Annotated in this window: 19 protein-coding genes and 1 tRNA gene; 9 read left to right on the top strand and 11 right to left on the bottom strand. The window is 37.2% G+C overall.

The window, feature by feature from the left end; all coding sequences use genetic code 11:
* Position 1: 1 nt before the first annotated feature.
* The 5 genes from glmM to ACICP9_RS05810 all read right to left on the bottom strand — a co-directional run bounded on the left by glmM (position 2) and on the right by ACICP9_RS05810 (position 6,729).
* Positions 2-1,342: a phosphoglucosamine mutase gene (glmM, locus tag ACICP9_RS05830; protein ID WP_395497521.1), complete on the bottom strand. Its 1,341-nt coding sequence runs from the start codon at positions 1,340-1,342 to the stop codon at positions 2-4.
* A gap of 28 nt (positions 1,343-1,370) precedes the next feature.
* Entirely contained in the window at positions 1,371-3,284 is a 1,914-nt protein-coding gene (ftsH, locus tag ACICP9_RS05825) for an ATP-dependent zinc metalloprotease FtsH (RefSeq protein ID WP_395497519.1), read from the bottom strand.
* A 139-nt stretch (positions 3,285-3,423) separates the two neighbouring features.
* Positions 3,424-4,050 (bottom strand): 23S rRNA (uridine(2552)-2'-O)-methyltransferase RlmE, encoded by a 627-nt coding sequence (gene rlmE / locus ACICP9_RS05820; protein ID WP_395497517.1) that lies wholly within the window; start codon positions 4,048-4,050, stop codon positions 3,424-3,426.
* Positions 4,037-5,356: an MFS transporter gene (locus ACICP9_RS05815; protein ID WP_395497515.1), complete on the bottom strand. Its 1,320-nt coding sequence runs from the start codon at positions 5,354-5,356 to the stop codon at positions 4,037-4,039. The genes rlmE and ACICP9_RS05815 overlap by 14 nt, the downstream gene beginning before the upstream one ends.
* Before the next feature lie 35 nt (positions 5,357-5,391).
* Positions 5,392-6,729: an MFS transporter gene (locus ACICP9_RS05810; RefSeq protein ID WP_395497513.1), complete on the bottom strand. Its 1,338-nt coding sequence runs from the start codon at positions 6,727-6,729 to the stop codon at positions 5,392-5,394.
* Positions 6,730-7,071: 342 nt separating this feature from the next.
* Between ACICP9_RS05810 and ACICP9_RS05805 the strand changes: the two genes are divergently transcribed.
* Positions 7,072-7,158 (top strand) — tRNA-Leu (locus ACICP9_RS05805).
* A gap of 7 nt (positions 7,159-7,165) precedes the next feature.
* On the opposite strand, the gene ispF is transcribed toward ACICP9_RS05805, so the two are convergent.
* On the bottom strand, positions 7,166-7,651 hold the full coding sequence (gene ispF, locus ACICP9_RS05800; protein WP_395497511.1) for a 2-C-methyl-D-erythritol 2,4-cyclodiphosphate synthase: 486 nt from the start codon (positions 7,649-7,651) through the stop codon (positions 7,166-7,168).
* A gap of 150 nt (positions 7,652-7,801) precedes the next feature.
* On the opposite strand from ispF, the gene ACICP9_RS05795 reads away from it, so the two are divergent.
* The 6 genes from ACICP9_RS05795 (at position 7,802) to ACICP9_RS05770 (ending at position 13,935) form a co-directional block, all read left to right on the top strand.
* Positions 7,802-8,428 carry a YqgE/AlgH family protein gene (locus ACICP9_RS05795; RefSeq protein ID WP_245756785.1) on the top strand — a complete coding sequence of 209 codons (627 nt, stop codon included), beginning with the start codon at positions 7,802-7,804 and terminating at the stop codon, positions 8,426-8,428.
* Positions 8,421-8,840 (top strand): Holliday junction resolvase RuvX, encoded by a 420-nt coding sequence (ruvX, locus tag ACICP9_RS05790; RefSeq protein ID WP_395497509.1) that lies wholly within the window; start codon positions 8,421-8,423, stop codon positions 8,838-8,840. Before ACICP9_RS05795 ends, ruvX begins: the two co-directional genes overlap by 8 nt.
* Positions 8,837-10,369, top strand: a complete 1,533-nt coding sequence (gene murJ, locus ACICP9_RS05785) for a murein biosynthesis integral membrane protein MurJ (protein WP_395497507.1) — start codon at positions 8,837-8,839, stop codon at positions 10,367-10,369. The genes ruvX and murJ overlap by 4 nt, the downstream gene beginning before the upstream one ends.
* A complete protein-coding gene (gene ribF, locus ACICP9_RS05780) occupies positions 10,366-11,298 on the top strand; it encodes a bifunctional riboflavin kinase/FAD synthetase (protein ID WP_395497505.1) in 933 nt (310 codons plus the stop codon). Before murJ ends, ribF begins: the two co-directional genes overlap by 4 nt.
* A 95-nt stretch (positions 11,299-11,393) precedes the next feature.
* Positions 11,394-13,091 (top strand): SGNH/GDSL hydrolase family protein, encoded by a 1,698-nt coding sequence (locus tag ACICP9_RS05775; protein ID WP_395497503.1) that lies wholly within the window; start codon positions 11,394-11,396, stop codon positions 13,089-13,091.
* Between the two features lie 100 nt (positions 13,092-13,191).
* Positions 13,192-13,935: a ferredoxin--NADP reductase gene (locus tag ACICP9_RS05770; RefSeq protein ID WP_071662740.1), complete on the top strand. Its 744-nt coding sequence runs from the start codon at positions 13,192-13,194 to the stop codon at positions 13,933-13,935.
* A gap of 67 nt (positions 13,936-14,002) precedes the next feature.
* On the opposite strand, the gene ribH is transcribed toward ACICP9_RS05770, so the two are convergent.
* The 4 genes from ribH to mpl are packed head-to-tail and all read right to left on the bottom strand — an operon-like array spanning position 14,003 to position 18,215.
* Positions 14,003-14,500, bottom strand: coding sequence for a 6,7-dimethyl-8-ribityllumazine synthase (ribH, locus tag ACICP9_RS05765; protein ID WP_084028754.1), 498 nt, complete (start codon positions 14,498-14,500; stop codon positions 14,003-14,005).
* 13 nt (positions 14,501-14,513) lie between these two features.
* A complete protein-coding gene (gene ribB / locus ACICP9_RS05760; RefSeq protein WP_395497500.1) occupies positions 14,514-15,728 on the bottom strand; it encodes a 3,4-dihydroxy-2-butanone-4-phosphate synthase in 1,215 nt (404 codons plus the stop codon).
* Positions 15,729-15,774: 46 nt separating this feature from the next.
* Positions 15,775-16,857, bottom strand: a complete 1,083-nt coding sequence (gene ribD / locus ACICP9_RS05755) for a bifunctional diaminohydroxyphosphoribosylaminopyrimidine deaminase/5-amino-6-(5-phosphoribosylamino)uracil reductase RibD (protein ID WP_395497498.1) — start codon at positions 16,855-16,857, stop codon at positions 15,775-15,777.
* Positions 16,854-18,215, bottom strand: a complete 1,362-nt coding sequence (gene mpl / locus ACICP9_RS05750) for a UDP-N-acetylmuramate:L-alanyl-gamma-D-glutamyl-meso-diaminopimelate ligase (RefSeq protein ID WP_395497496.1) — start codon at positions 18,213-18,215, stop codon at positions 16,854-16,856. The genes ribD and mpl overlap by 4 nt, the downstream gene beginning before the upstream one ends.
* A 197-nt stretch (positions 18,216-18,412) precedes the next feature.
* On the opposite strand from mpl, the gene ACICP9_RS05745 reads away from it, so the two are divergent.
* Positions 18,413-19,681: a 6-phosphofructokinase gene (locus ACICP9_RS05745; protein WP_395497494.1), complete on the top strand. Its 1,269-nt coding sequence runs from the start codon at positions 18,413-18,415 to the stop codon at positions 19,679-19,681.
* Positions 19,682-19,815: 134 nt separating this feature from the next.
* Entirely contained in the window at positions 19,816-20,478 is a 663-nt protein-coding gene (locus ACICP9_RS05740; protein WP_071662735.1) for a LexA family transcriptional regulator, read from the top strand.
* Positions 20,479-20,494: 16 nt separating this feature from the next.
* On the opposite strand, the gene ACICP9_RS05735 is transcribed toward ACICP9_RS05740, so the two are convergent.
* Positions 20,495-21,217, bottom strand: coding sequence for a 4'-phosphopantetheinyl transferase family protein (locus ACICP9_RS05735; protein WP_395497491.1), 723 nt, complete (start codon positions 21,215-21,217; stop codon positions 20,495-20,497).
* Positions 21,218-21,404 lie beyond the last annotated feature (187 nt).

The following is a 21,404-nucleotide window of genomic DNA, read 5'->3' as shown; positions in this document are numbered from 1 at the left end:
TTTATTTTACTGAAATTTTAACAGTTTCAGCTAATTTATTTGCAATAGATTGTACTTCCGATAATTTGTTACCTTCAACCATGACACGAACTACAGACTCTGTTCCCGAGGGTCGTAATAATACACGTCCTCGATTTTTTAATAGAAGCTCTGCTTCTTGTACTGCTTTTTTTATGTTAGGTGCGCTCATGGTCGATAAAGGATTTTCAGTCGGAATGTTGATTAATATTTGAGGAATTTTTTTCATTCCTTTTTTGGCAATATGTAACGATAGGCCCGATGATTGGACAGCCTCTAATACTTGTAGGGCAATAATAATTCCATCTCCAGTTTTAGTTAATCGACGAGAAATAATGTGCCCAGAAGATTCTCCACCTAACTGCCATTTTTTGGTTTGTAACGCATCATTAACATATCGGTCTCCCACGGAGGTGCGAATAAAATTGAGACCTAATTCTTTTATAGCTAATTCTAAGCCGAGGTTACTCATAGCAGTGCCAACAATGCCACCTTTAATGTAACCTTTTTTAAAACCATGTTGGGCTAATAGAAATAGTAATTCATCTCCGTCAACAATCTCACCTAAATGATCTACCATTAATACTCGGTCACCATCACCATCGAATGCAATGCCTAAATCTGCTTTTTGCGATAAAACAGTTTTTTGCAAATGTTCTAAATGAGTAGACCCACAGTCTTTGTTGATATTTAAACCATTTGGTTTTGCACCTAGCACAGTTAAGTCTGCACCTAATTCAGAAAATAATGATGGGGCAATATGGTAAGTAGCACCATTTGCGCAATCGATAACGATTTTTAGGCCGTTTAATTGAAAAGAATGTGGAATGGTTGATTTACAAAAATTAACGTAACGAACTTTTGCATCTTCTACTCGAATTGCTTTTCCTAATTTAGCAGAATCAACAGTATAAATAGGTTGGGCAAGATGGGCTTCGATTTGCAATTCAATGCTATCAGCTAATTTAGTTCCCTCATGCGAAAAAAATTTAATTCCATTATCATAGTAAGGATTGTGCGATGCGCTAATTACAATTCCTGCTTGTGCGCCTAAGTCCGAGGTTAAAAAAGCAATAGCAGGTGTTGGGATAGGACCTAAAAGGTGGACATCGACTCCAGCAGCAGATAAACCCGCTTCCAAGGCAGATTCAAGCATATAACCAGAAATACGAGTGTCCTTACCAATTAAAACTTTGTTTCGACCATTCGCTAAAACTTTCCCTACAGCCCAACCTAATTTTAAAATAAATTCTGGAGTAATAGGTTTTGTACCTACCTTGCCGCGAATCCCATCTGTCCCAAAATATTTGTGGGCTTTTGTCATGGTGAATCCAAAAAATTATTTCGATCAATTACAGGCTATCTGCAGCTGGATCGTTGCTAGTTACTGTTGAGTCTTTTTTCGAAGGTGATTTTTTTTCAGAAGGGTGAGTATCTTTTTTGCTTCCGTTACTCCATCCCTTGGGTTCTCTAGGAAGTTTGCCTTCCATAATGTCATTTATTTGGCTGGAATCAATCGTTTCATATTTTATTAGAGCTTCTGCCATGAGATGTAATTTTTCAATGTTGTCTTTTAATAATGTTTCAGCAAGCTTGTAATTACGATCAATAATATTACGGCTTTCTTCATCTATTAATTGAGCAGTGTCATCAGAAAATTTATTATTTTTAGTTATTTGGTGACCCAAAAATACTTCTTCATTTTCTTGATTATAGGTTAAAGGACCAAGGCGTTCGGATAAACCCCATTTAGTTATCATGTTCCGAGCAATTTCAGTGGCTCGTTGTATATCGTTTGATGCACCTGTAGTGATTTGTTCGGGCCCAAAAATCAGGTACTCGGCAATACGCCCACCAAATAAACTGGCTATCTGGCTCTCTAAACGCTGTTTGGTATAGCTATAACGATCTTCTTCTGGTAAGAACATAGTGACGCCTAAGGCTTTACCACGCGGAATAATAGTCACTTTATAAACAGGATCATGGTCTGGGACTAAACGTCCCACAATGGCATGTCCGGCTTCATGGTAAGCCGTTAATTTTTTTTCTTTTTCATTCATTACCATGGAGCGTCTTTCACTACCCATCATGACTTTATCTTTGGCTTTTTCTAGATCAATCATATCAACGGTAGATTTATTTTCGCGTGCTGCAAATAAAGCGGCTTCATTAACTAGGTTAGCCAAATCTGCGCCAGAGAAACCAGGCGTGCCTCTAGCAATAATGCCTGGCTTAACATCTTTTCCATAAGGAACCTTCCTAAGATGAACTTTTAGAATTTGTTCTCTACCACGGATATCAGGCAGCCCAACAATCACTTGTCGGTCAAAACGACCGGGGCGCAATAAGGCAGGGTCTAAAACATCGGGCCGATTAGTGGCCGCCATAACGATAACGCCTTCATTACCTTCAAAGCCGTCCATTTCAACTAATAATTGATTCAATGTTTGTTCACGTTCGTCATGTCCGCCACCTAAACCAGCGCCACGATGACGCCCAACGGCATCGATTTCGTCGATAAAAATAATACAGGGGGCTTGCTTTTTAGCTTGCTCAAACATATCCCTTACGCGAGACGCGCCTACGCCTACAAACATTTCAACAAAATCAGAACCAGAAATAGTAAAGAAAGGAACTTTTGCTTCACCTGCGACAGCACGAGCTAAAAGCGTCTTACCAGTTCCGGGAGGTCCCATTAATAAAACGCCGCGTGGAATTTTTCCACCTAACTTTTGAAATTTAGCCGGATCCTTTAAAAAATCAACTAATTCATTGACTTCTTCTTTAGCTTCTTCAGCACCAGCCACATCGGCAAAAGTAACCTTAACTTGATCTTCACCTAATAAGCGAGCACGGCTACGACCAAATGATAAAGCACCTTTTCCTCCAGCACCGCCCATTTGTCGCATGAAAAATATCCATACTCCAATGAGCAATAACATAGGAAACCAATTAATGAAAATCCGCATCAAGAAACTTTCTTGTTGCGGTGGTTCGCCTTTTACATTGACATTCTTTTTTAATAATTCAGGGAGTAAATACTGATCAGGAATAGGCATGTAACTGGTGAAAGATTTATCACTATGTAACTGACCTTTTATAACTTGGTTGCTTATTGTTACAGATTGCACATTACCTTGCTGAACGTCTTTCAAAAACTCAGAATAGGTTAAGCGTTCTCCGCCGTTATTACGAGGTTCGAGATTATTAAATACGGAGATAAGTATGACAGCAATAATTAGCCATAAAAATAGATTTTTCAGCATGTCGTTCAAGCTAGACTACCTCGCAATTCTCACAAAGAGGGCATTATATACTAATTTTTGTGGGTTTCGATTATTTTAAGCTCTTTTTTTAGTGTTCTAGGCTTAAACGGGAGAATAAATTAAAAATAAATACAAAAATTTACTTTCCCTTATGATAGCCTACGGCCACTAAATAAACCTCTGCAGAGCTTCCTCTGGAAGCGGAAGGTTTTCGAATAGTTACTTTTGCAAATAAGCTTCTTAAGCCTTTGAGGAAAGCTTCAAACCCTTCACCTTGAAAAGTTTTTACTATAAGACAACCTTTTGGCTTTAATACTTTCTGAGCAAAATCTAAGGCTAATTCAGCTAATAACATGGAGCTGGGTTGGTCAACACTCCGCATCCCACTAAAGTTGGGGGCCATATCAGAAATTACAAGATCTATGGGTTTAGATTGTACACGTTGCAAGAATTGTTGCATAATGGATTCTTCTCGAAAGTCTCCTTGGAGAAATTCTACATGGCTTAATGTTTCCATCGGCAAAATATCTAAGGCATAAACTTTTCCTGTTGTACCTACAATTCCAGAGGCTAGTTGAGACCATCCCCCGGGCGAAGCCCCGAGATCTACAATATTCATACCAGACTTAATCAGCTTGGTTTTCTCTTGAATCTCTAATAACTTATAAGCGGAACGTGAGCGTAAGCCTTCTTTTTGAGCGCGTTTTACGTACGGATCATTAAAATGCTGCTTTAACCAGCGGTGACTACTTTTACTCTTGGACATCGGGTTGTTGCTGGCAGTGGGTTTCTCGTATTAGGAATTTCCCAATTAAAAAGGCTATCAGGTAGCAAAAAGGTAAGATGATAAAGGCTTTTCGGTAATCTTCAACGCTATAAAAAGGGCTGCCATTATGATACGTTCCATTCCAGTTAAAATGTAAAAATATACCAATCACCGGTTGAAATAAGGCTCCACCGGCCACAGTAGCCATATTATTAATACCCATAGCTGTTCCTGCAACACTGGAGTGATTATTATCTTTCACAACTCCGAATGCAAGTGATTGTCCTGAAGAGGCAAGACCAAATAAAAATAAACAAATATAAAGCCAAAATAAGGGCAGATGTGGGATATAAATAACCGGAATTAATCCAACTATACCTAAACAAGCAGCAAACTTTAAAGGCATGCCACGTAAGTTGACCTTATCAGACCACCAACCTAATAGTGGACAGCCTATACCTATCGCTAACCAAACCATAGTACAAGCAGTAGAGGCTGCTTTAGTGCTGATACCATAGGCGACAACGAGAAAGGGTACACCCCATAACGCTGCAAAAGCAGTAATAGGTGCCCATACCATAAATGAATACAGCGCTATAAACCATGTTTGGTTATTTGCAGCAACTTGATGAAAGCTTTGGAGTATGCTTTTTTTTGAAGTACGTTGAAACTTGTGTCCTTTTGAGACAACTTCGGGACTATCTCGTACTATCAACCAGATTAATAGGGCCAAAACTACACCTATAATACCTAAGATGGTGATAGTTTGTCGCCAGCCCCAATGACCTACGGCAATGGTTAATGGTGTTTCGCCTACAATAGCTCCTACACAGCTCATTAATTCGACTAAACCTGTTAAGAAAGCAAAGTATCGAGAAGGAAACCAGCGGGAAATCAGAACTAAAGTTCCTATAAATGCAAAAGCTGAACCCGTTCCCATCATAAATCGGCCCGCAGAAGCAGTGGCCACATTGCTGGTTGAGCCAAACAAGAACGCACCCATTGCGCAGGTAAGAACGGCTATAGTTAATAAGCGTCGAGGGCCAAACCGATCAAATAAAAACCCTGCCGGAAGCTGCATGGGAGTATAAGAATAATAATAAAACGCAGCCATTGTTCCTAATGTTATAGCATTAAGTCCTAAGTCATTAATTAATTGATTTGTCATCACCGCAGGTGAAACTTGCAATATGAATTCGTACATGTAAAAACAAGAGGCAAGAATACAGATAATAGCGGCAAGTAAAGTCGGTTTTTGCTTTACTGAAGAAAGCGATGATAAATCGTTATTATTATTTTCAGACATAAGATTTGATTAAAGTAGTAATGCGAATAAAAAACTTAAATTGCATTAGCTGTTTCATTGGAATATTGTGGTTTGCAATGAGTTTCTCGAAGCAAAAAATGGCTTACAAAAAATGCAATGATATAGCATAAAGGTAATACCAAAAGTGCCTTCTGGTAATCTACTATATCATAAAAGGGGGTGCCATTATGCATGATGCCTCCCCAATTGATATAAAGCAAAACTCCTATTAAGGGCTGAAAGAGAGCTCCTCCTGCAACAACGGCCATATTATTAAAGCCGATAGCGGTACCCACTACACAAGAAGTATTATTATCTTTGACAACTCCAAAGGCTAGGGATTGTCCTGATGCAGCTAAACCAAAAGCAAATAAAATAAAGTATAGCCAAGGTAATGGTACTGGCGGGCAATATATAATAGTCGTAAGACTAATTACCCCTAATAAAGCAGAAAAGCTAAGTGGCTTGGATCGCGAATTAATTTTGTCAGAGAACCAACCAGTTAAGGGACTACCTAAACCAATACCTAGCCAAATCATTGCGCTCGCTTCAGAAGCAGCTTCCGTAGTAAGAGAGTAACTAGCTACCAGAAAAGGGATGCCCCATAAGGCAGCAAATGCAGTGATAGGTGCCCAAATAGAAAAAGAATACAAAGCAATTAACCAAGTTTGTCTATTGCTACAGACTTGCTGTAATCTTTTCAATTCACTTTTTTTAGGAGGCGGTTGAAATTTATACCCTTTTGAAACTGTCTCGGGGCTATCTCGAACCACCATCCATACTAGTAAGGCGAGCAAACAACCGACCATAGATAAAGAGATAATTGTTAATCGCCAACCCCAATGGTTGACAGCGGTGACTAAAGGAACTTGACCAGCTATTGCTCCGACTGAACTCATTAATTGCACGAGGCCGGTGAGTAAAGCAAAATATTGAGGAGGAAACCAGCGTGAAACAAGAAGTAAAGCACCTATAAATGAAAAGGAAGATCCTATGCCCATCAAGAACCTGCCAAATGAAGCGGCGATCGCATCGGGTGTAATGCTAAATAAAAAGGCCCCTAAGGCACATACTAAAATAGCTAAGGTAATTAAACGGCGCGGACCAAAGCGGTCAAAGAGCAAACCTGCGGGTAACTGCATGGGCGTATAAGAATAAAAATAAAAAGCGGCCATGGTTCCTAAACTTGCTGCATTAAGACCTAAATCACGCATCAATTCATTGGTCATAACGGCGGGAGATACTTGCAATGTATATTCATACATATAAAACATGGCAGCAAGTATGCAAATAACTGAAGCGAGGAATAATTGTTTTTTGCTGGTTAAAGAGTGTGGCACATCTTGTGATATTATCGCTTCATTATTGTACATTTTTACCTCTTAAGATCCTATTCCATTATGACCTTATTGTTGATAGCTTCTTTTAAAAGATCAAGTTGTAAACTTTGCGTATTTTAATTGTGGGATATTAAAGCCTTGTTTAGAAAACAATAAGTGATTGAGATTTTGATTGCAAGCCCATTAAATTTTCAGAGTTATATATAGTTTAATATGGAAGTAATGGTAGGTAGTTCTTTTTAAAAAATGAGATAAAAGAGTTCTACCCCAATATTGAAAATAACTAAATATTGGTAAGTTAAAGTTTTCGCTAGAGCGCCTTTTAACAATAAAGATTGATTCAAAAAAATACTTTGTTATACTTGGGCGGCTGTTGCCGGGATGGCGGAATTGGTAGACGCGCCGGATTCAAAATCCGGTGATGGTGACGTCGTGTGGGTTCGAGTCCCACTCTCGGTACCATTAAAAATTATCTAGTCTGAAGAAGAGCGATTGCAGTGGCTGCAATTCCTTCATGGCGCCCAATAAATCCTAGTTTTTCTGTAGTAGTTGCTTTTACATTGATCTGATTCAGATCAATTTTCATGTCTTGTGCTAAATTAACTCGTATCGCTGCAAAATAATCTTTAAGTTTGGGCGCTTCTGCGATGATCGTAATATCTGCGTTATTTATGGACCAATTTTTTTCATTCAACATCTGGACGGTAGTTTGTAGAAATATTCGACTGTCTTTATTTCTCCAGCGCTCATCAGTGTCAGGAAAATGGTGACCTATATCACCTAAAGCGCTGGCTCCTAATAGTGCATCCACTAAGGCATGAATGACAACGTCACCATCTGAGTGGGCTTTAAGTCCCAGTCGATAAGGGATTTTGACGCCTCCTAAGATTATATGTTCTCCTATTTTAAAGGCATGCACATCATAGCCATAACCTACACGAAAATTAATGTTCATAAACTTCTCTTTTTCATTGCAAATTTTTGTTTAACGCGATAACGCTTAGTATCGTATCATGATGGACAATATTTCTCAGATCTTAACGTTAGGAATAAGGAGGGTTATCATTCTAACTTAAAGACTAGGTTGGACACGAAAGCAGATGCTATGATTAGCGAGCAGATTTTAGTCGAGAAAGGGTTAATGATAGAGACGACACATTATTTTACAAATTATTTTTTAGTGGCTATGCCTATTTTAACAGATGCCTATTTCAATCGTTCTGTGGTGTATGTATGCGAGCATACTGAAAAGGGGGCAGTGGGGATAGTGATTAATCTACCTTTACAATCCTTGCGAGTTAATCTTTCAGAAATATTACAAGACATCACGAATAGTAAGACAGAGGAGCCAGCTAAGAATATTGCAGGAGAAGATTTTCCGATCCTATGTGGAGGACCTGTTCATCCTGAACGTGGTTTTGTGATACATGCACCTGTGGGTGAGTGGCAATCTAGCCTTAAAATGAGCAGTGAAATTTCTGTTACGACATCTAAGGATATTTTGCTCGCGATTGCTAAACAGCAGGGGCCTGATAAGTTTATTTTTTCATTAGGTTATGCAAATTGGATAGCCGGTCAAATGGAACAAGAAATTGTTAATAATTTTTGGTTAACTTTGCCGGCAAATCCTAATATATTGTTTGATATTCCCTTCGAACAACGATGGTTAAAAGCGATGAATTATTTAGGTGTTGATGTGACTAAACTAGCTTATATGGGTGGTCATGCCTGAGATTAAGACAGTTATAGGATTTGATTTTGGATCTAAATATATTGGTGTGGCGGTAGGGCAAACCTTGCCATCTTTAGCACAACCTTTGACAAGTTTAAGTGTTAAAAAAGGGAATCTACCTTGGAAAGAAATTGCTCAGTTATTGCAGGTTTGGTCTCCTGATGTGTTAGTAGTAGGTATTCCTTTAAATATGGACGGAACAGAACAACCGATAACACATTTAGCACGAGATTTTTTAATGGAGCTAAAAAATCGTTTTCAAATACCGGTGTTCCCTATTGATGAAAGACTGACTACCGTAGAAGCGCGTTCACGACTTTTTGCTGTGGGTGGATATAAGGCCTTGAAAAAAAAATCTATTGATAGTATTGCGGCGCAATTAATCGTTGAAATGTGGTTAGAAAACCGATGAGTAAGGCACTTTTTAAGTCAACTTCCGTTGTTGCTTCCATGACATTGATTTCGCGAATTTTAGGATTTGTTCGCGATATGGTGGCGGCTAGAATTTTTGGCGCAACGGCAGCCGTTGATGCTTTTTACATTGCTTTTAAAATTCCTAATTTCATGCGCGGATTATTTGCGGAAGGATCTTTCTCAACGGCTTTTATTCCCACTTTATCTGAATATAAGCAAACTCGTTCACAAGAAGAAGTGCAAAAATTTATTACGTATATTGTAGGGACATTAGGAGTAATTTTATTAGGAATTTGTATTCTAGGTGTTCTAGGAAGTAAAGGTTTGGTTAGTTTATTTGCGCCAGGCTTAGATCCTTATCGCTTTCAATTAGCGATAGATATGTTAAGGATAACCTTTCCCTATTTGATGTTGATCTCTTTAACGGCTTTAGTCGGCGCGACTTTAAATTGTTACGGGCAATTTTGGGTGCCTGCTTTTACGCCGGCATTATTAAATATCTCCTTAATCATGACTGCGTTTAGCGTGACGCGTTTTTTTAAAGTACCTGTTGAAGCTCAAGCATGGGGTGTGCTATTAGCAGGATTTCTACAATTAGGTTTTCAATTACCTTTTCTCCATCGACTAAAATTATTAAAAAAGCCGCGTTTTAAATGGCGGGATCCGGGTGTACAAAAAGTATTAAAGCTTATGTTGCCAGCTTTATTTGGTTCCTCTATAGGGCAGATCAGTTTATTACTTAATACAATTTTTGCTTCTTTTTTAGTTGCAGGTAGTGTGACTTGGCTTTATTACTCCGATAGACTTGCTTATTTTCCTCTAGGTGTGTTTGGTGTGGCGTTAATGACGGTGATTTTGCCGCATCTTTCTCGTCAGCATGCAGCAAAATCTCCTGAATTGTTTGCCAGTACCTTAAACTGGGGTTTACGTTGTAATTTGTTGATCGGTGTTCCTGCTTCGTTAACCATGCTGATCTTATCAGGGCCGCTTATTGTTACACTTTTTCATTATGGAAAATTTACTATTCATGATGTCTTTATGACCCAGCGTAGTGTGATTGCTTATTCCGTAGGCTTGCAAGCTTTCATGCTGATTAAGATATTAGCAGCAGCTTTTTATGCGCAACAAAACATAAGAACGCCAGTGAGGATAGGTATTATTGCGTTAATTGCAAATATGATTTTTAATGCTTTATTGATCTTTCCACTAAAGCATGCTGGTTTAGCATTGGCAAGTTCGTTGTCGGCTTGGTTAAATGCAGGTTTGTTACTATGGGGTTTACAAGCCCGTCAAGTTTTTCAATGGCAACCGGGTTGGTTAAAGTTTGTATTGCGATTATTATTTGCTAATAGCGCACTGGGTTTATTTTTGTACTGGGCGGCAGCCGCTATTCCTGTTTGGATAAATTGGGGCTGGCAACAACGTTTTTCACATATTTTCTTGCTGGGTATTACGTCTGTTATTATTTATATTACCATGCTATGGCTTGGTGGTTTGCGTTACCATGATTTAAAAGCCCAGTCATGATAGAGTTCATTTGCAATAGCCATAACATAAAACCTAGACATAAAACTTGTGTCGCGACTATTGGTAATTTTGATGGATTACATCAAGGGCATCAGAAGGTTATTCAAGCTTTAATTAAATTAGGTAAGCAGCTAGATCTACCTACTTGCGTGATACTGTTTGAACCTCACCCGCAAGAATTTTTTTATCGAGATCAAGCACCCGCACGCTTAATGCGGTTAAGGGAAAAAATTAAATTTTTACAATTTTTAACTATCGATCGCGTCCTTTGTTTACGTTTTAATAAACGTTTAGCGGAATGCAGCGCAGAAGAGTTTGTTAAAAAAATTTTGGTGGATAAATTGGGTGTAAAAGGCTTAATCATCGGTGATGATTTTCGTTTTGGCAGAGGACGTCAGGGAGATTTTTCTTTTCTGCAGAAATTAGGGCAGGAGTATGGATTCAAAGTTTTTTCTACGCCAACGGTATTATTTGAAAATGAGCGCATAGGTAGTTCACGCGTAAGAAGGGCTGTAAAGCAAGCTGATTTTAAATTAGCGTCATTGCTATTAGGCCGTCCCTTTAAACTCAGTGGCCGTGTTATCTATGGCGATCAACGCGGACGGTTAATCGATTTTCCTACGGCAAATATTGGATTGCATCGCCAGATCCTACCTTTACAAGGTGTGTTTATTGTCAACGTATATGGTTTAGCATCAACCCCACTAGCCGGAGTTGCTAATATAGGTAAACGTCCAACCGTAAATGGTTTGAAAAATTTATTAGAAGTTTATTTATTTGATTTTGATCAAAATATCTACGGCCGGTTTATTGAAGTAGAATTTTTAAAAAAAATACGCGATGAAAAAAAATTCGATAATTTAACAGCACTTAAACATCAAATTACTAAAGATGTGACTCGCGCTAAAAGTTATTTTATGAATAATTAGCCTATTAATTTTCATTATTTAATAAATCTTTAATCTCTTTTCATTATACTTTCTTATCAGAAATTTATCCCGTTTTAAAAATAATAAGAATCAGTATGTTAAATACACCATCGATAGATAAATTTGTAATAACTGGGGCTATTGCTCTGGGAGATAGTTTATCGGATGAAGAGAAAAAATATAATGAAACTATATGCGGATGTTTTCCTTTTAAATGGTTTTTGTATCACTCAGATTACAATAATTTCACCAATGGTCATACTTGGGCTTACCTATTTGGAAACATTTTTAATAATATTTTAAAAGAAAAAGCAACTTGGTCTGCCCAAGAAAAAGCTACCTATTTTAAAAATGTAGCAGAAGGAGGAGCAACTACGTATGACTACAGAAATATAACCAGTTTTTTTAAATATTTTAAAGGTTTTATCTTAAGTTTTTTTCTTGGAAACATTCAGAAACAAGCTGAGAAAAGCATAAATATAATTAATTCTAGTATGCTGGGAGTTATTTTTGCAGGGGCTAATGATCTGGTGACGCTTGGGTACTATGATGCAGAAGGAGTGGAAAGGGCAGTTCAGGGAATTATTAATACTATCGCAATCTTAACCAATAGAAATGAGAAAACAGGTTCTAACTATTTAAAGCATTTGTTACTTATTGGTTTGCCGGATATTAGTGAAACACCTCGTTTTGCACACAAGTCAGCAAAAGAAAAATCAAAAATGAAATTAGCTTGCCGGTTATATAATCAGACATTACAAGAACTTGCTAATCAGTGGCAATATGTTAATTTTGATTGTTGTACTGTTTATCAATTTAAAGATAAAAATTGTTTAGACTCTGAAACTATAAAAAATATAGAAAAAGCTATTGTGATTGTTGGCGAAAATAAAGAAAGAACCATTTATTTTAAAAATAATGGGGAATTTATAATTAATAAATCCGATGAGAAATTTAAAAAAGCGAATATTACTCTGACTAAAGAAGAATTAGCAATTTTTTCTAAGGAGGGAGAAGTTAATAGGAGCCAAGTAGATGAAAGTAAATTAGATGAATTTGTTAATAAAATAACGAAACAAGCCAAATTAAATATCGATATAAAAATGATAGGTATTGAAGCTATTCTGGATGAAATTTTGAAAAATCCGGAAGCTCATGGTTTTACCGCTGGCTGCGCTGTTTACTATTTACCAGAAAGTGAAGGTCAAGAAAGCGACTTATTGTCATTAGGAAATATCACTGCTGGAAATGCAGTTATTATCAAAAAGGCCGACAATCGATTTTTTAGTTATATCATAAAAGATGGCCAATTAATTAAAAATGACTCTAAACCTGTGTTACAAAAATTTGATCTTTCAAAGGAGACTTTAGATCAATTAAATGAAAAAATTAAAAAATTTCCTTCTGAAAGTAAAATAATAACCTTGGCTTACAAGGACGATATACACAATTTTTGGATTATTAATATTATTAAGTCTGTTGTGGATCACTATAAAAAATCATTTAATAAAGAAATTATACTTACTTCTATTAATAATTCAGTATTAGGAGCTATTAAAAAAGACTACTTAAATAGAAATACTATCTTTTGGGATGACTTACATCCAGCGAGAAGGTTACATGAACTATTAGCAGTAAAAATTACTGAATATATTAAAGCTAATTATTTAATAAAGAATCAGATACAATTTAAGGATGACTCATCAATCGGTGTTAAGCCTAAGCTAAATTCGGATGAATTTGAAGAATCTCCTGGTTCTTTAGATTCCGGACCTTCTTTACTGTATCCATAATACGTTTAGCGAGTAAATTTGCTTTTTGGCAGATATCAAAGCTCGTTTTAGCATAAAATATTTTGACGAAACCTACCTAGCTGATTAGACTACGCGGACTATGTCACGAAAAGAATTTCATTTAACCCTCGAGGCCAGTGAGCAGATTGCTCCAGACGTCAAGCATTTCATTTTTCGCTATGAAGAGGGCGAGAGCTTTGAGTTTATTCCAGGACAATTTATTACCTTGCATATTCCTACCGCAGAAAAAACACTGCGCCGTAGTTATAGTATCGCTAATAAAACCCATCAGGCGACTAATAAAATTGAATTTGCCGCCTCTTATGTCCCTGCAGGTATTGCGAGTGAGCTGTTATTTACATTAAAACCCGGAGATAGAGTCACGGCGACTGGTCCTTTTGGCCGACTCATTTTGCGAGAGGAGATGCCGGAGCGTTATGTGTTGGTAGCAACGGGTACTGGCGTTACACCCTATCGGACGATGTTAGCAGAATTAGAACACCGCTTTAAATTACGTCCCTGCTTTAAGGTCATTTTGTTATTTGGTGTGCGTAGACCGGAAGATTTATTATATCGCAATGAATTTATTGCATTTTCAGAAAAAAATGCTTGGTTTGAATTTCATGCTTATTATAGTCGGGTTAAATTAAAAGAGGCTTTGAGTTACGAGCATACCGGCTATGTGTTGAATGCCTTTAGTGAAATAAAACCGAATGCTAAACAAGATATTGTGTATTTGTGCGGTAACCCCAACATGGTAGATGAGGTTTTTACACTTTTAGTTAAAAGTTATGCTTTTCCTACGGATATTATTCGACGTGAAAAATATATTTCCTCTAATTGATTAGGTAACAGTAGCTATAAATAGTTGCGTAAAACATAGGCAAAAATTTAAGTGCGAAGAGTCCTATTTAGTCTACCTCGATTTGTTCTAAAACCGAGATCATTTCCATTGCTGAATCTACTGCAGCACGGCCTTTGTGACATCGGGTTCCATCTATACGTGCTAGTGCTTGTTCTTCGCTGTCAGTGGTTAGCACGCCAAAAATAATCGGTATAGATTCTTGTAAAGCAATTTTTTGGCAAGCATAACTTACTTGCTGACAAACATAGTCATAATGATCGGTTTCACCCCGGATAACCGCGCCCAAACAAATAATAGCTAAACAATTTTCATCAGAAATAGCTATTTGCTGAGCTGCAAGACCGATTTCTACTGCCCCAGGAACTCTGACAATAGTGATGCATGGTTCAGGAAAATTTAATTCTTTTAATCGTTGTAAGGCACCATTCAGTAATTCTTCAGTGATACTTTGATTGAAGCGACTGACTACAATAGTAATATTAAACTCATCAATTGGTTGATTGAAATATAAAGGTTTAGCAATGATTTCTTTTATTTTTTGCATAGGTAGCTCCTTTTTATAAATTGAGTAGATGTCCGAGCTTGGTTTGCTTAGTTTTTAAATAGGCATGATTCGTTGAGTTAGGTGTGGCAATTAATGGAATGCGTTCAACGACTTCAATTCCATATTGTTCTAAGTCAATGATTTTTTGGGGATTATTGGTTAATAATTTTATCTGTAATATTTTCAAGTTTTGCAGCATTTGCGCGCCTATCCAATAATTCCGATCATCACTGCCAAAACCTAATTCTTGGTTTGCTTCGACGGTATCAAGGCCTTGATCTTGTAAAGCATACGCTTTAAGTTTATTCAATAAACCAATACCTCGGCCCTCTTGACGTAAGTACAGTAAAATACCGCCTTGTTGACTAATTTGAGCTAAAGATTCATGTAATTGCCAACCACAATCACAGCGGGTAGAGCCAAAGAGATCGCCGGTAAAACATTCTGAATGGATACGTACTAAAGTGGGGTGATAGGCTGCTACCGACTTTTCTTTAATAATCGCTAAATGGTGATGCTTGTCCATACAACTTTCAAACAATTTGATAGTCAAATCACCATAATCTTCGGTGGGTAAGCGAATAGAAGCGATTTCTTTGACTAGAGATTCAGTTTGTAAACGGTATTGGATTAACTCTCGTACTGATAATAAGCTGAGTTGATGTTGCTTGGCGAATCTCTCTAAGTCAGGGAGTCGCGCCATACTGCCATCAGGATTCATAATTTCACAGATAACTGCTGCAGACTTTAATCCAGCTAAACGGGTTAAGTCAGTGCTTCCTTCCGTCTGTCCCATACGCTCTAAAACACCACCTTTTCGAGCACGTAAAGGGAAAATATGTCCTGGCATGACGATGTCTTTTGGTTCACTGTCAGGGTTGATAGCGACTTGAATGGTATGAGCTCGGTCTGCGGCAGAGATGCCAGTCGTGACTCCTTTTGCAGCCTCGATAGACACAGTAAAGGCCGTATTAAAAGGGTTGGTAGAGTGTTCTACCATCATAGGGATTTCCAAACGCTTAATATCTTGTTCAACTAAGGCTAAGCAGATTAAACCACGTGCATATTGAGCCATAAAATTAATGGCTTCAGGCGTCACTTTTTCAGCAGCAAGGACTAAGTCACCTTCATTTTCTCGGTTCTCATGATCAAATAAAACAATCATTTTACCTAGACGCAGGTCTTTTAAAGCACGGTCGATATTTGGGAATGTAGAGGCTTTTATCATTTGTATCTATTTTGTTATATTGCTTAATTGAAACAGTAGTATACGCTTATTTTTCCTCCCATTTAAACTCAAAACAAGTATCTTTACCTAAAATAATCGAATTAATCGATATGGCTGCTTTTAAAGGATGGGATAAAGTAAAAGCTATTTGGGCATTTTCTCCCAACCATAGGGGTGCCACGTAAATAAAAGCACGGTGCAATAAGTTATTTTGGACGAAAGATTGAAAAATTTTGCCCCCAGCTTCTATCCAAAGGTCTATTTTTCCATCTTTGCCAATTCGCTTCAGTATCTCAAGTAAATCTAGGCCATTTTTATCACTTTTTATAGGAATTAAACGTATGTCATGTTGTTGTAGTCTTTGCTGATATTGTTTGCTTAAATTAACGTCATGGAAAATAGTAATGGGTTCTGCAGAACTAAAAATTTTTGCTGAAATCGGTATGCTCAGATGGGTATCTAAAATATAAAGCGGTTTTTTATAGTCTCCATCTTCTAAACGGGTATTTAACAAGGGGTTGTCTAAGCAAATTGTTTTTGCCGTTGTTAAAATGGCGTCAGCTTGTTTACGTCGTTGATGTGTAAACTCTTGCGCTGCATCGCCTGTTAATTGAATACGCTTTCCATTTTTACCGGCAATTTTCCCATCTAAGCTCATGGCTAATTTTGCGGTAGTAAATGGTCTTTTATATTTCCACCAGTACTCATAGCTTGCATAAAAATTATCGATAGCAGTGACAGAATGCTGAATACATTCAATTCCCGCATGTTGTAATATTTTGTCAGTCTGGTTGTTTACAGCAGGGTTAGGATCTCGAAAACCATAAATGACTTTCACTATACCGCTTTTTATAATCATCTCAGTGCAAGGAGGAGTTTTTTTGGCGGTATGACAACAAGGTTGTAAAGTGACATACAATGTGGCACCTTGGGCGAGAGAAGGGTCAGCTTTATTGATGGCATCCACTTCAGCATGAGCAGAGCCACTTTTCTGGTGATATCCCGTAGCAATAACCTGTGTGTTTTTAATTAATATAGCGCCCACACAAGGATTTGGCGCACAAAAACCGCGGCGTATCTCTGCTAATGATAAAGCTAATTTGAGATAATGATCTGCAGTATTATTCATGCGTCTAAAGTCTGAGCTAACTTTTCATGTAGGTTATCAAAAGAAGTGTTACTCATAATCACAATATGATCAGCAGTATGCGCTTCTTTAGCTACTTTTTTAATGATATCAGCGACTGAATCACAAATAAAAATAGGAATGGATGTCGTTTGCAATACATTATCAATACCCCAATCTTGTTTTGGTCGCATTAACCATACCTTATCTGCCTCTTGTAAAGAGGGGCCTAAAGTTTGTTGATGTATTCCCGAACGCATTGTGTGTGTTCCGGATTCTAAAATAACTAAGATGCGCTTATTTCCAATTTTTTTTCGTAAACCAGCAAGGGTTGCAGCAATGGCAGTAGGATGATGGGCAAAATCGTCGTAAAGAGTGATGCCATTGATTTTTTTATAGATTTCTAAGCGGCGTTTGATACCTTGAAATTGATTCAATGCAGCAATCGCTTTTTTTGGATTAACACCGACATGATGTGCAGCAGCTACTGCAATAATAGCATTTGCTGCATTATGATCACCTATTAGTGACCAATTTACTTCGCCTTGGATTATGTTTTTATAATGAATAGTAAATTGACTAGCATCCGCTTTTAACAAGGTAGTGTGCCAAATTACATCCTTATTTTCTTCATTTCCTGTGTATTCAATAGGGGTCCAACATCCCCATGAGATTACACTTTGTAAATTTTTATCACTTTTTGGATAGATAATTAATCCCTGACTGGGTACTGTACGCAGTAAATAAGAAAATTGAATTTTAATCGCATTCAAGTTTGGAAAAATATCAGCATGATCAAATTCAAGATTATTTAAAATCAAAGTTTGGGGATGGTAATGGATAAATTTCGAGCGTTTGTCAAAAAATGCCGTATCATATTCATCTGCTTCAATGACAAAAAAATCTTCTTTTCCTAAACGAGCAGAACTATCAAAATTTTTAGAGATACCACCAATTAAAAATCCAGGATTTAAGCCAGCATATTCTAATATCCAACTTAATAAACTCGATACCGTGGTTTTCCCATGTGTACCCGAAACAGCTAAAACATGATATTTGTGTAAAACATTTTCCGCTAGCCATTGCGGACCAGAAATATAAGGGATATTTTGATTTAAAACATATTCCACACACGGGTTTCCACGGGTCATGGCATTTCCCATGATGACTAAATTAGGGTGAGGTAACAGATTTTTTTCATTATAGCCTTCAAAAACTGTAATTTTATGTTCCGCCAAATGAATACTCATCGGAGGATAGATATTCGCATCAGAGCCGGTTACGTCCAAATTTTTTTGCTTGGCTATTAAAGCGATGCCTGCCATGAATGTACCGCAGATGCCTAAAATATGAAGTCGCATGATGTGAGTCTAGAAAAAGTGTGAATGTTTCAAGTATATTATACTCTTTGCACTTGAATTTTTGTCTGTGTTGCCGCTCAACTCGCAATCCTCATGTATATGTTATACCACATAGATTGCTGCACGAGCGCGGCACTTGCCAAAAATCCAATTGCTGTGAGTATATTTAACTTTAAGTTACCTGGAGAATACGCAGGATGTCAAAGAAAAATGTGTTTTATGCTCAATCAGGCGGCGTAACGGCAGTTATTAATGCAACAGCCAGTGGGGTGATTGAAACTGCTAGGCATTATAAAAATAAAATTGGAAAGGTTTATGCGGGATGTAATGGAATTTTAGGCGCTTTAACTGAAGATTTAATTGATACCAGCAAAGAAAGCAGCAAAGCGATTGCTGGATTACGTTATACACCCGGAGGAGCATTTGGCTCTTGTCGTTATAAATTAAAAAATTTAGAGAATAATCGTGCGGAATATGAACGCTTATTGGAGGTTTTTAAAGCGCATGATATTGGTTATTTTTTTTATAATGGAGGCGGGGATTCACAGGATACAGCGCATAAAGTTTATTTGCTCAGCCAAACGCTAGGTTACCCCCTAAGTTGCATAGGTATCCCCAAAACGGTGGATAATGATCTTCCTATTACCGATAACTGCCCTGGTTTTGGTTCTGTTGCAAAATATATCGCTATTTCTACGCTAGAAGCGGGTTTAGATGTTGCTTCGATGTACGCAACATCGACTAAAGTGTTCATTATGGAAGTAATGGGCCGACATACCGGTTGGATAGCGGCAGCAAGTGGGCTGGCTATGCAAAAAAAAGGAGATGTGCCGCATATTATTTTATTTCCTGAAATAATCTTTAACGAATCTTTATTTTTACAGAAAGTAGATAAAACAGTAAAAAAATGGGGTTTTTGTGTTATTGTTTTGGCAGAAGGGATTAAGGATTCTACACAAAAATTTTTAGCTGAAATAGGTACGACTGATGCATTTGGCCATAAGCAGCTTGGTGGCGCGGCTCCAGTTATTGCGCAATTAGTTAAAACTAAGTTAGGGTATAAATATCATTGGGCGCTACCTGACTATTTGCAGCGTTCGGCACGACATATTGCTGCTGGAGTTGATGTTAAACAGGCCTATGCTTTAGGCAAAGCCGCTGTTGAATTGGCTATTAAAGGAAAAAATGCGGTCATGCCTACTATTGTTAGAGGGCCAAGCAAGCGTTATCAATGGAGCATTGGAGAGGCAAAATTAGCTGCGGTTGCTAATAAGGAAAGAAAATTACCTCGTGCGTATATCACTAAAGAGGGTTTCCATATTACACAACGCTGTCGTGATTATCTGTTGCCATTAATTCAGGAGGAGGATTATCCTCCGTATCAAAAAGGTTTACCAAATTATATACAGCTGAAAAAGATAAAAGTTAAGAAAAAACTAGGTAGTTTTGTTGTTAAGTTAAAATAATTTATGCCGCTACTTATCTAAAAAGGTAATATGTATTACCATACATATTACTTTTTTTGACATTTATAGGACTTTAAACAAAGTATAAGTTTACTCTATGGGTCATAACAATAAAACTTTAATAAAGCTATGGCATGAATATAAAAGATATTAGACGGAAAAATTTACGGAAATTAGCTCGCTTAGTAGGTGGGATCACTGATTTATCTGATCATTTGGATCGTTCGCAAAGCCAAATTAGTCATTTAATAGGCAATAGCCCGATTAAAAATATAGGTGATCGATTGGCTAGCCATATTGAGAAAGTTTTTAATAAACCTCATGGATGGCTCGATCATGAGCATGCAGCTGAAGAAGCTGAAGGGGCTTATCACTATGAAAATAATCAGCCTTACTATCAGGTGCCCTTATTGACACCCCAAGAGGCAAAAGAACGTTTTCTGCATTTTATAAAAATCTCACCTAAAACCTATTCAAAGTATTTAAGCACCAATATTCCCCTTAGTTCGGATGCATTTGCACTTCGTGTAGAAAATGATTGCATGGAAACCGCTCAAGGTCCAAGTTTTCCAAAAAATTGTATTATCGTATTAGATACCGACTGTGTTGCACACAATGCGGCTTTTATCTTAGCTAAAATAAAGCAAGATCCTGGAAGTACACTACTTTTTAGACAATTAGTGATTGATGGCAATCGCCGTTATCTGAAAGCTCTCAATCAGCATTATCCTTTAACAGAAATGCAACCTGATGATACGACATGTGGTGTAGTGCGTTTTATGCTCATGGAATTTTAATAAAGAGTAATCAATATTATTTACTTTTAACGCGAGCAAACATTGTTTTGGTATATTTTTTAATAACGATAGGTTTTCTATTGCCCTTTACAGCAACAGCCGTTGCAAAATTAGGATAAAGGGATAAATTATAAAAAGTATAAAGAGAATCTATACTCTTTTTTATGTCTATTAAAGGATTTAATTGAGGATCTAAGGATAGTTTGTATCGAGAATAGGGATGAGTCTGTAAGGTTTTACCCATGGCTTTTATTAACACTTCGGTTTTTACCCATGCCTTAAAAAATGCCTTTAATTTTTTTTTACCTTCTAATAATTTTAATCGATCATATTCATCCGCAGGGAAGAAACGATAGGCGATTTTGTCGAGATTCGTTCTGTGATCTATATATTCAATATCAATACCCACAGGCGCGTCAATCGTAAAAGCATAAGCCAAGATATTTTTTGAATGAGAAAGGTTAAACTCTATGGGTTGCTCAGGATTTATTAATAAGGGCTTACCAGAAAGTGAATAGCTTAATTTCAGCTCCTGGGGGGGGTAATTAGAATAATAGGCTAATAAATCACGTAGCACCCCTCTTGAAATAATAAAGTTTTGTCGATAAGGGGTAGCTAGCTTTTCAGCCCGTATTTTTTCCTCGGAAGAAAGCCAGCTTTGAAAGAGCGTATATTTTTTTGCATGGACTTCAAGCCTAGTATGCCAAATATAAATAATAGGTGGGTTTAATCCGCCCATAAGTATGAGATCCTGGTTTTTATTGAATTAGTTTATTTTTTTAATATATCTCAGGGATTTAAAAATGTGAAATTTTAGCCAGAGTGAGGTAAAAAAAGATTCCATTCAAGCTAAAAATAACAAACCTTGCTGGATTTCCTACTTTCCTACATTATAAAACTTAGAGAATATATCAACGCAATAATAT

Source organism: Rickettsiella endosymbiont of Litargus connexus, assembly GCF_964277335.1.
GTDB lineage: Bacteria > Pseudomonadota > Gammaproteobacteria > Diplorickettsiales > Diplorickettsiaceae > Aquirickettsiella > Aquirickettsiella isopodorum.
The sequence above is the reverse complement of the archived record's forward strand: the minus strand, read 5'-3'. Positions and strand labels throughout refer to the sequence as shown.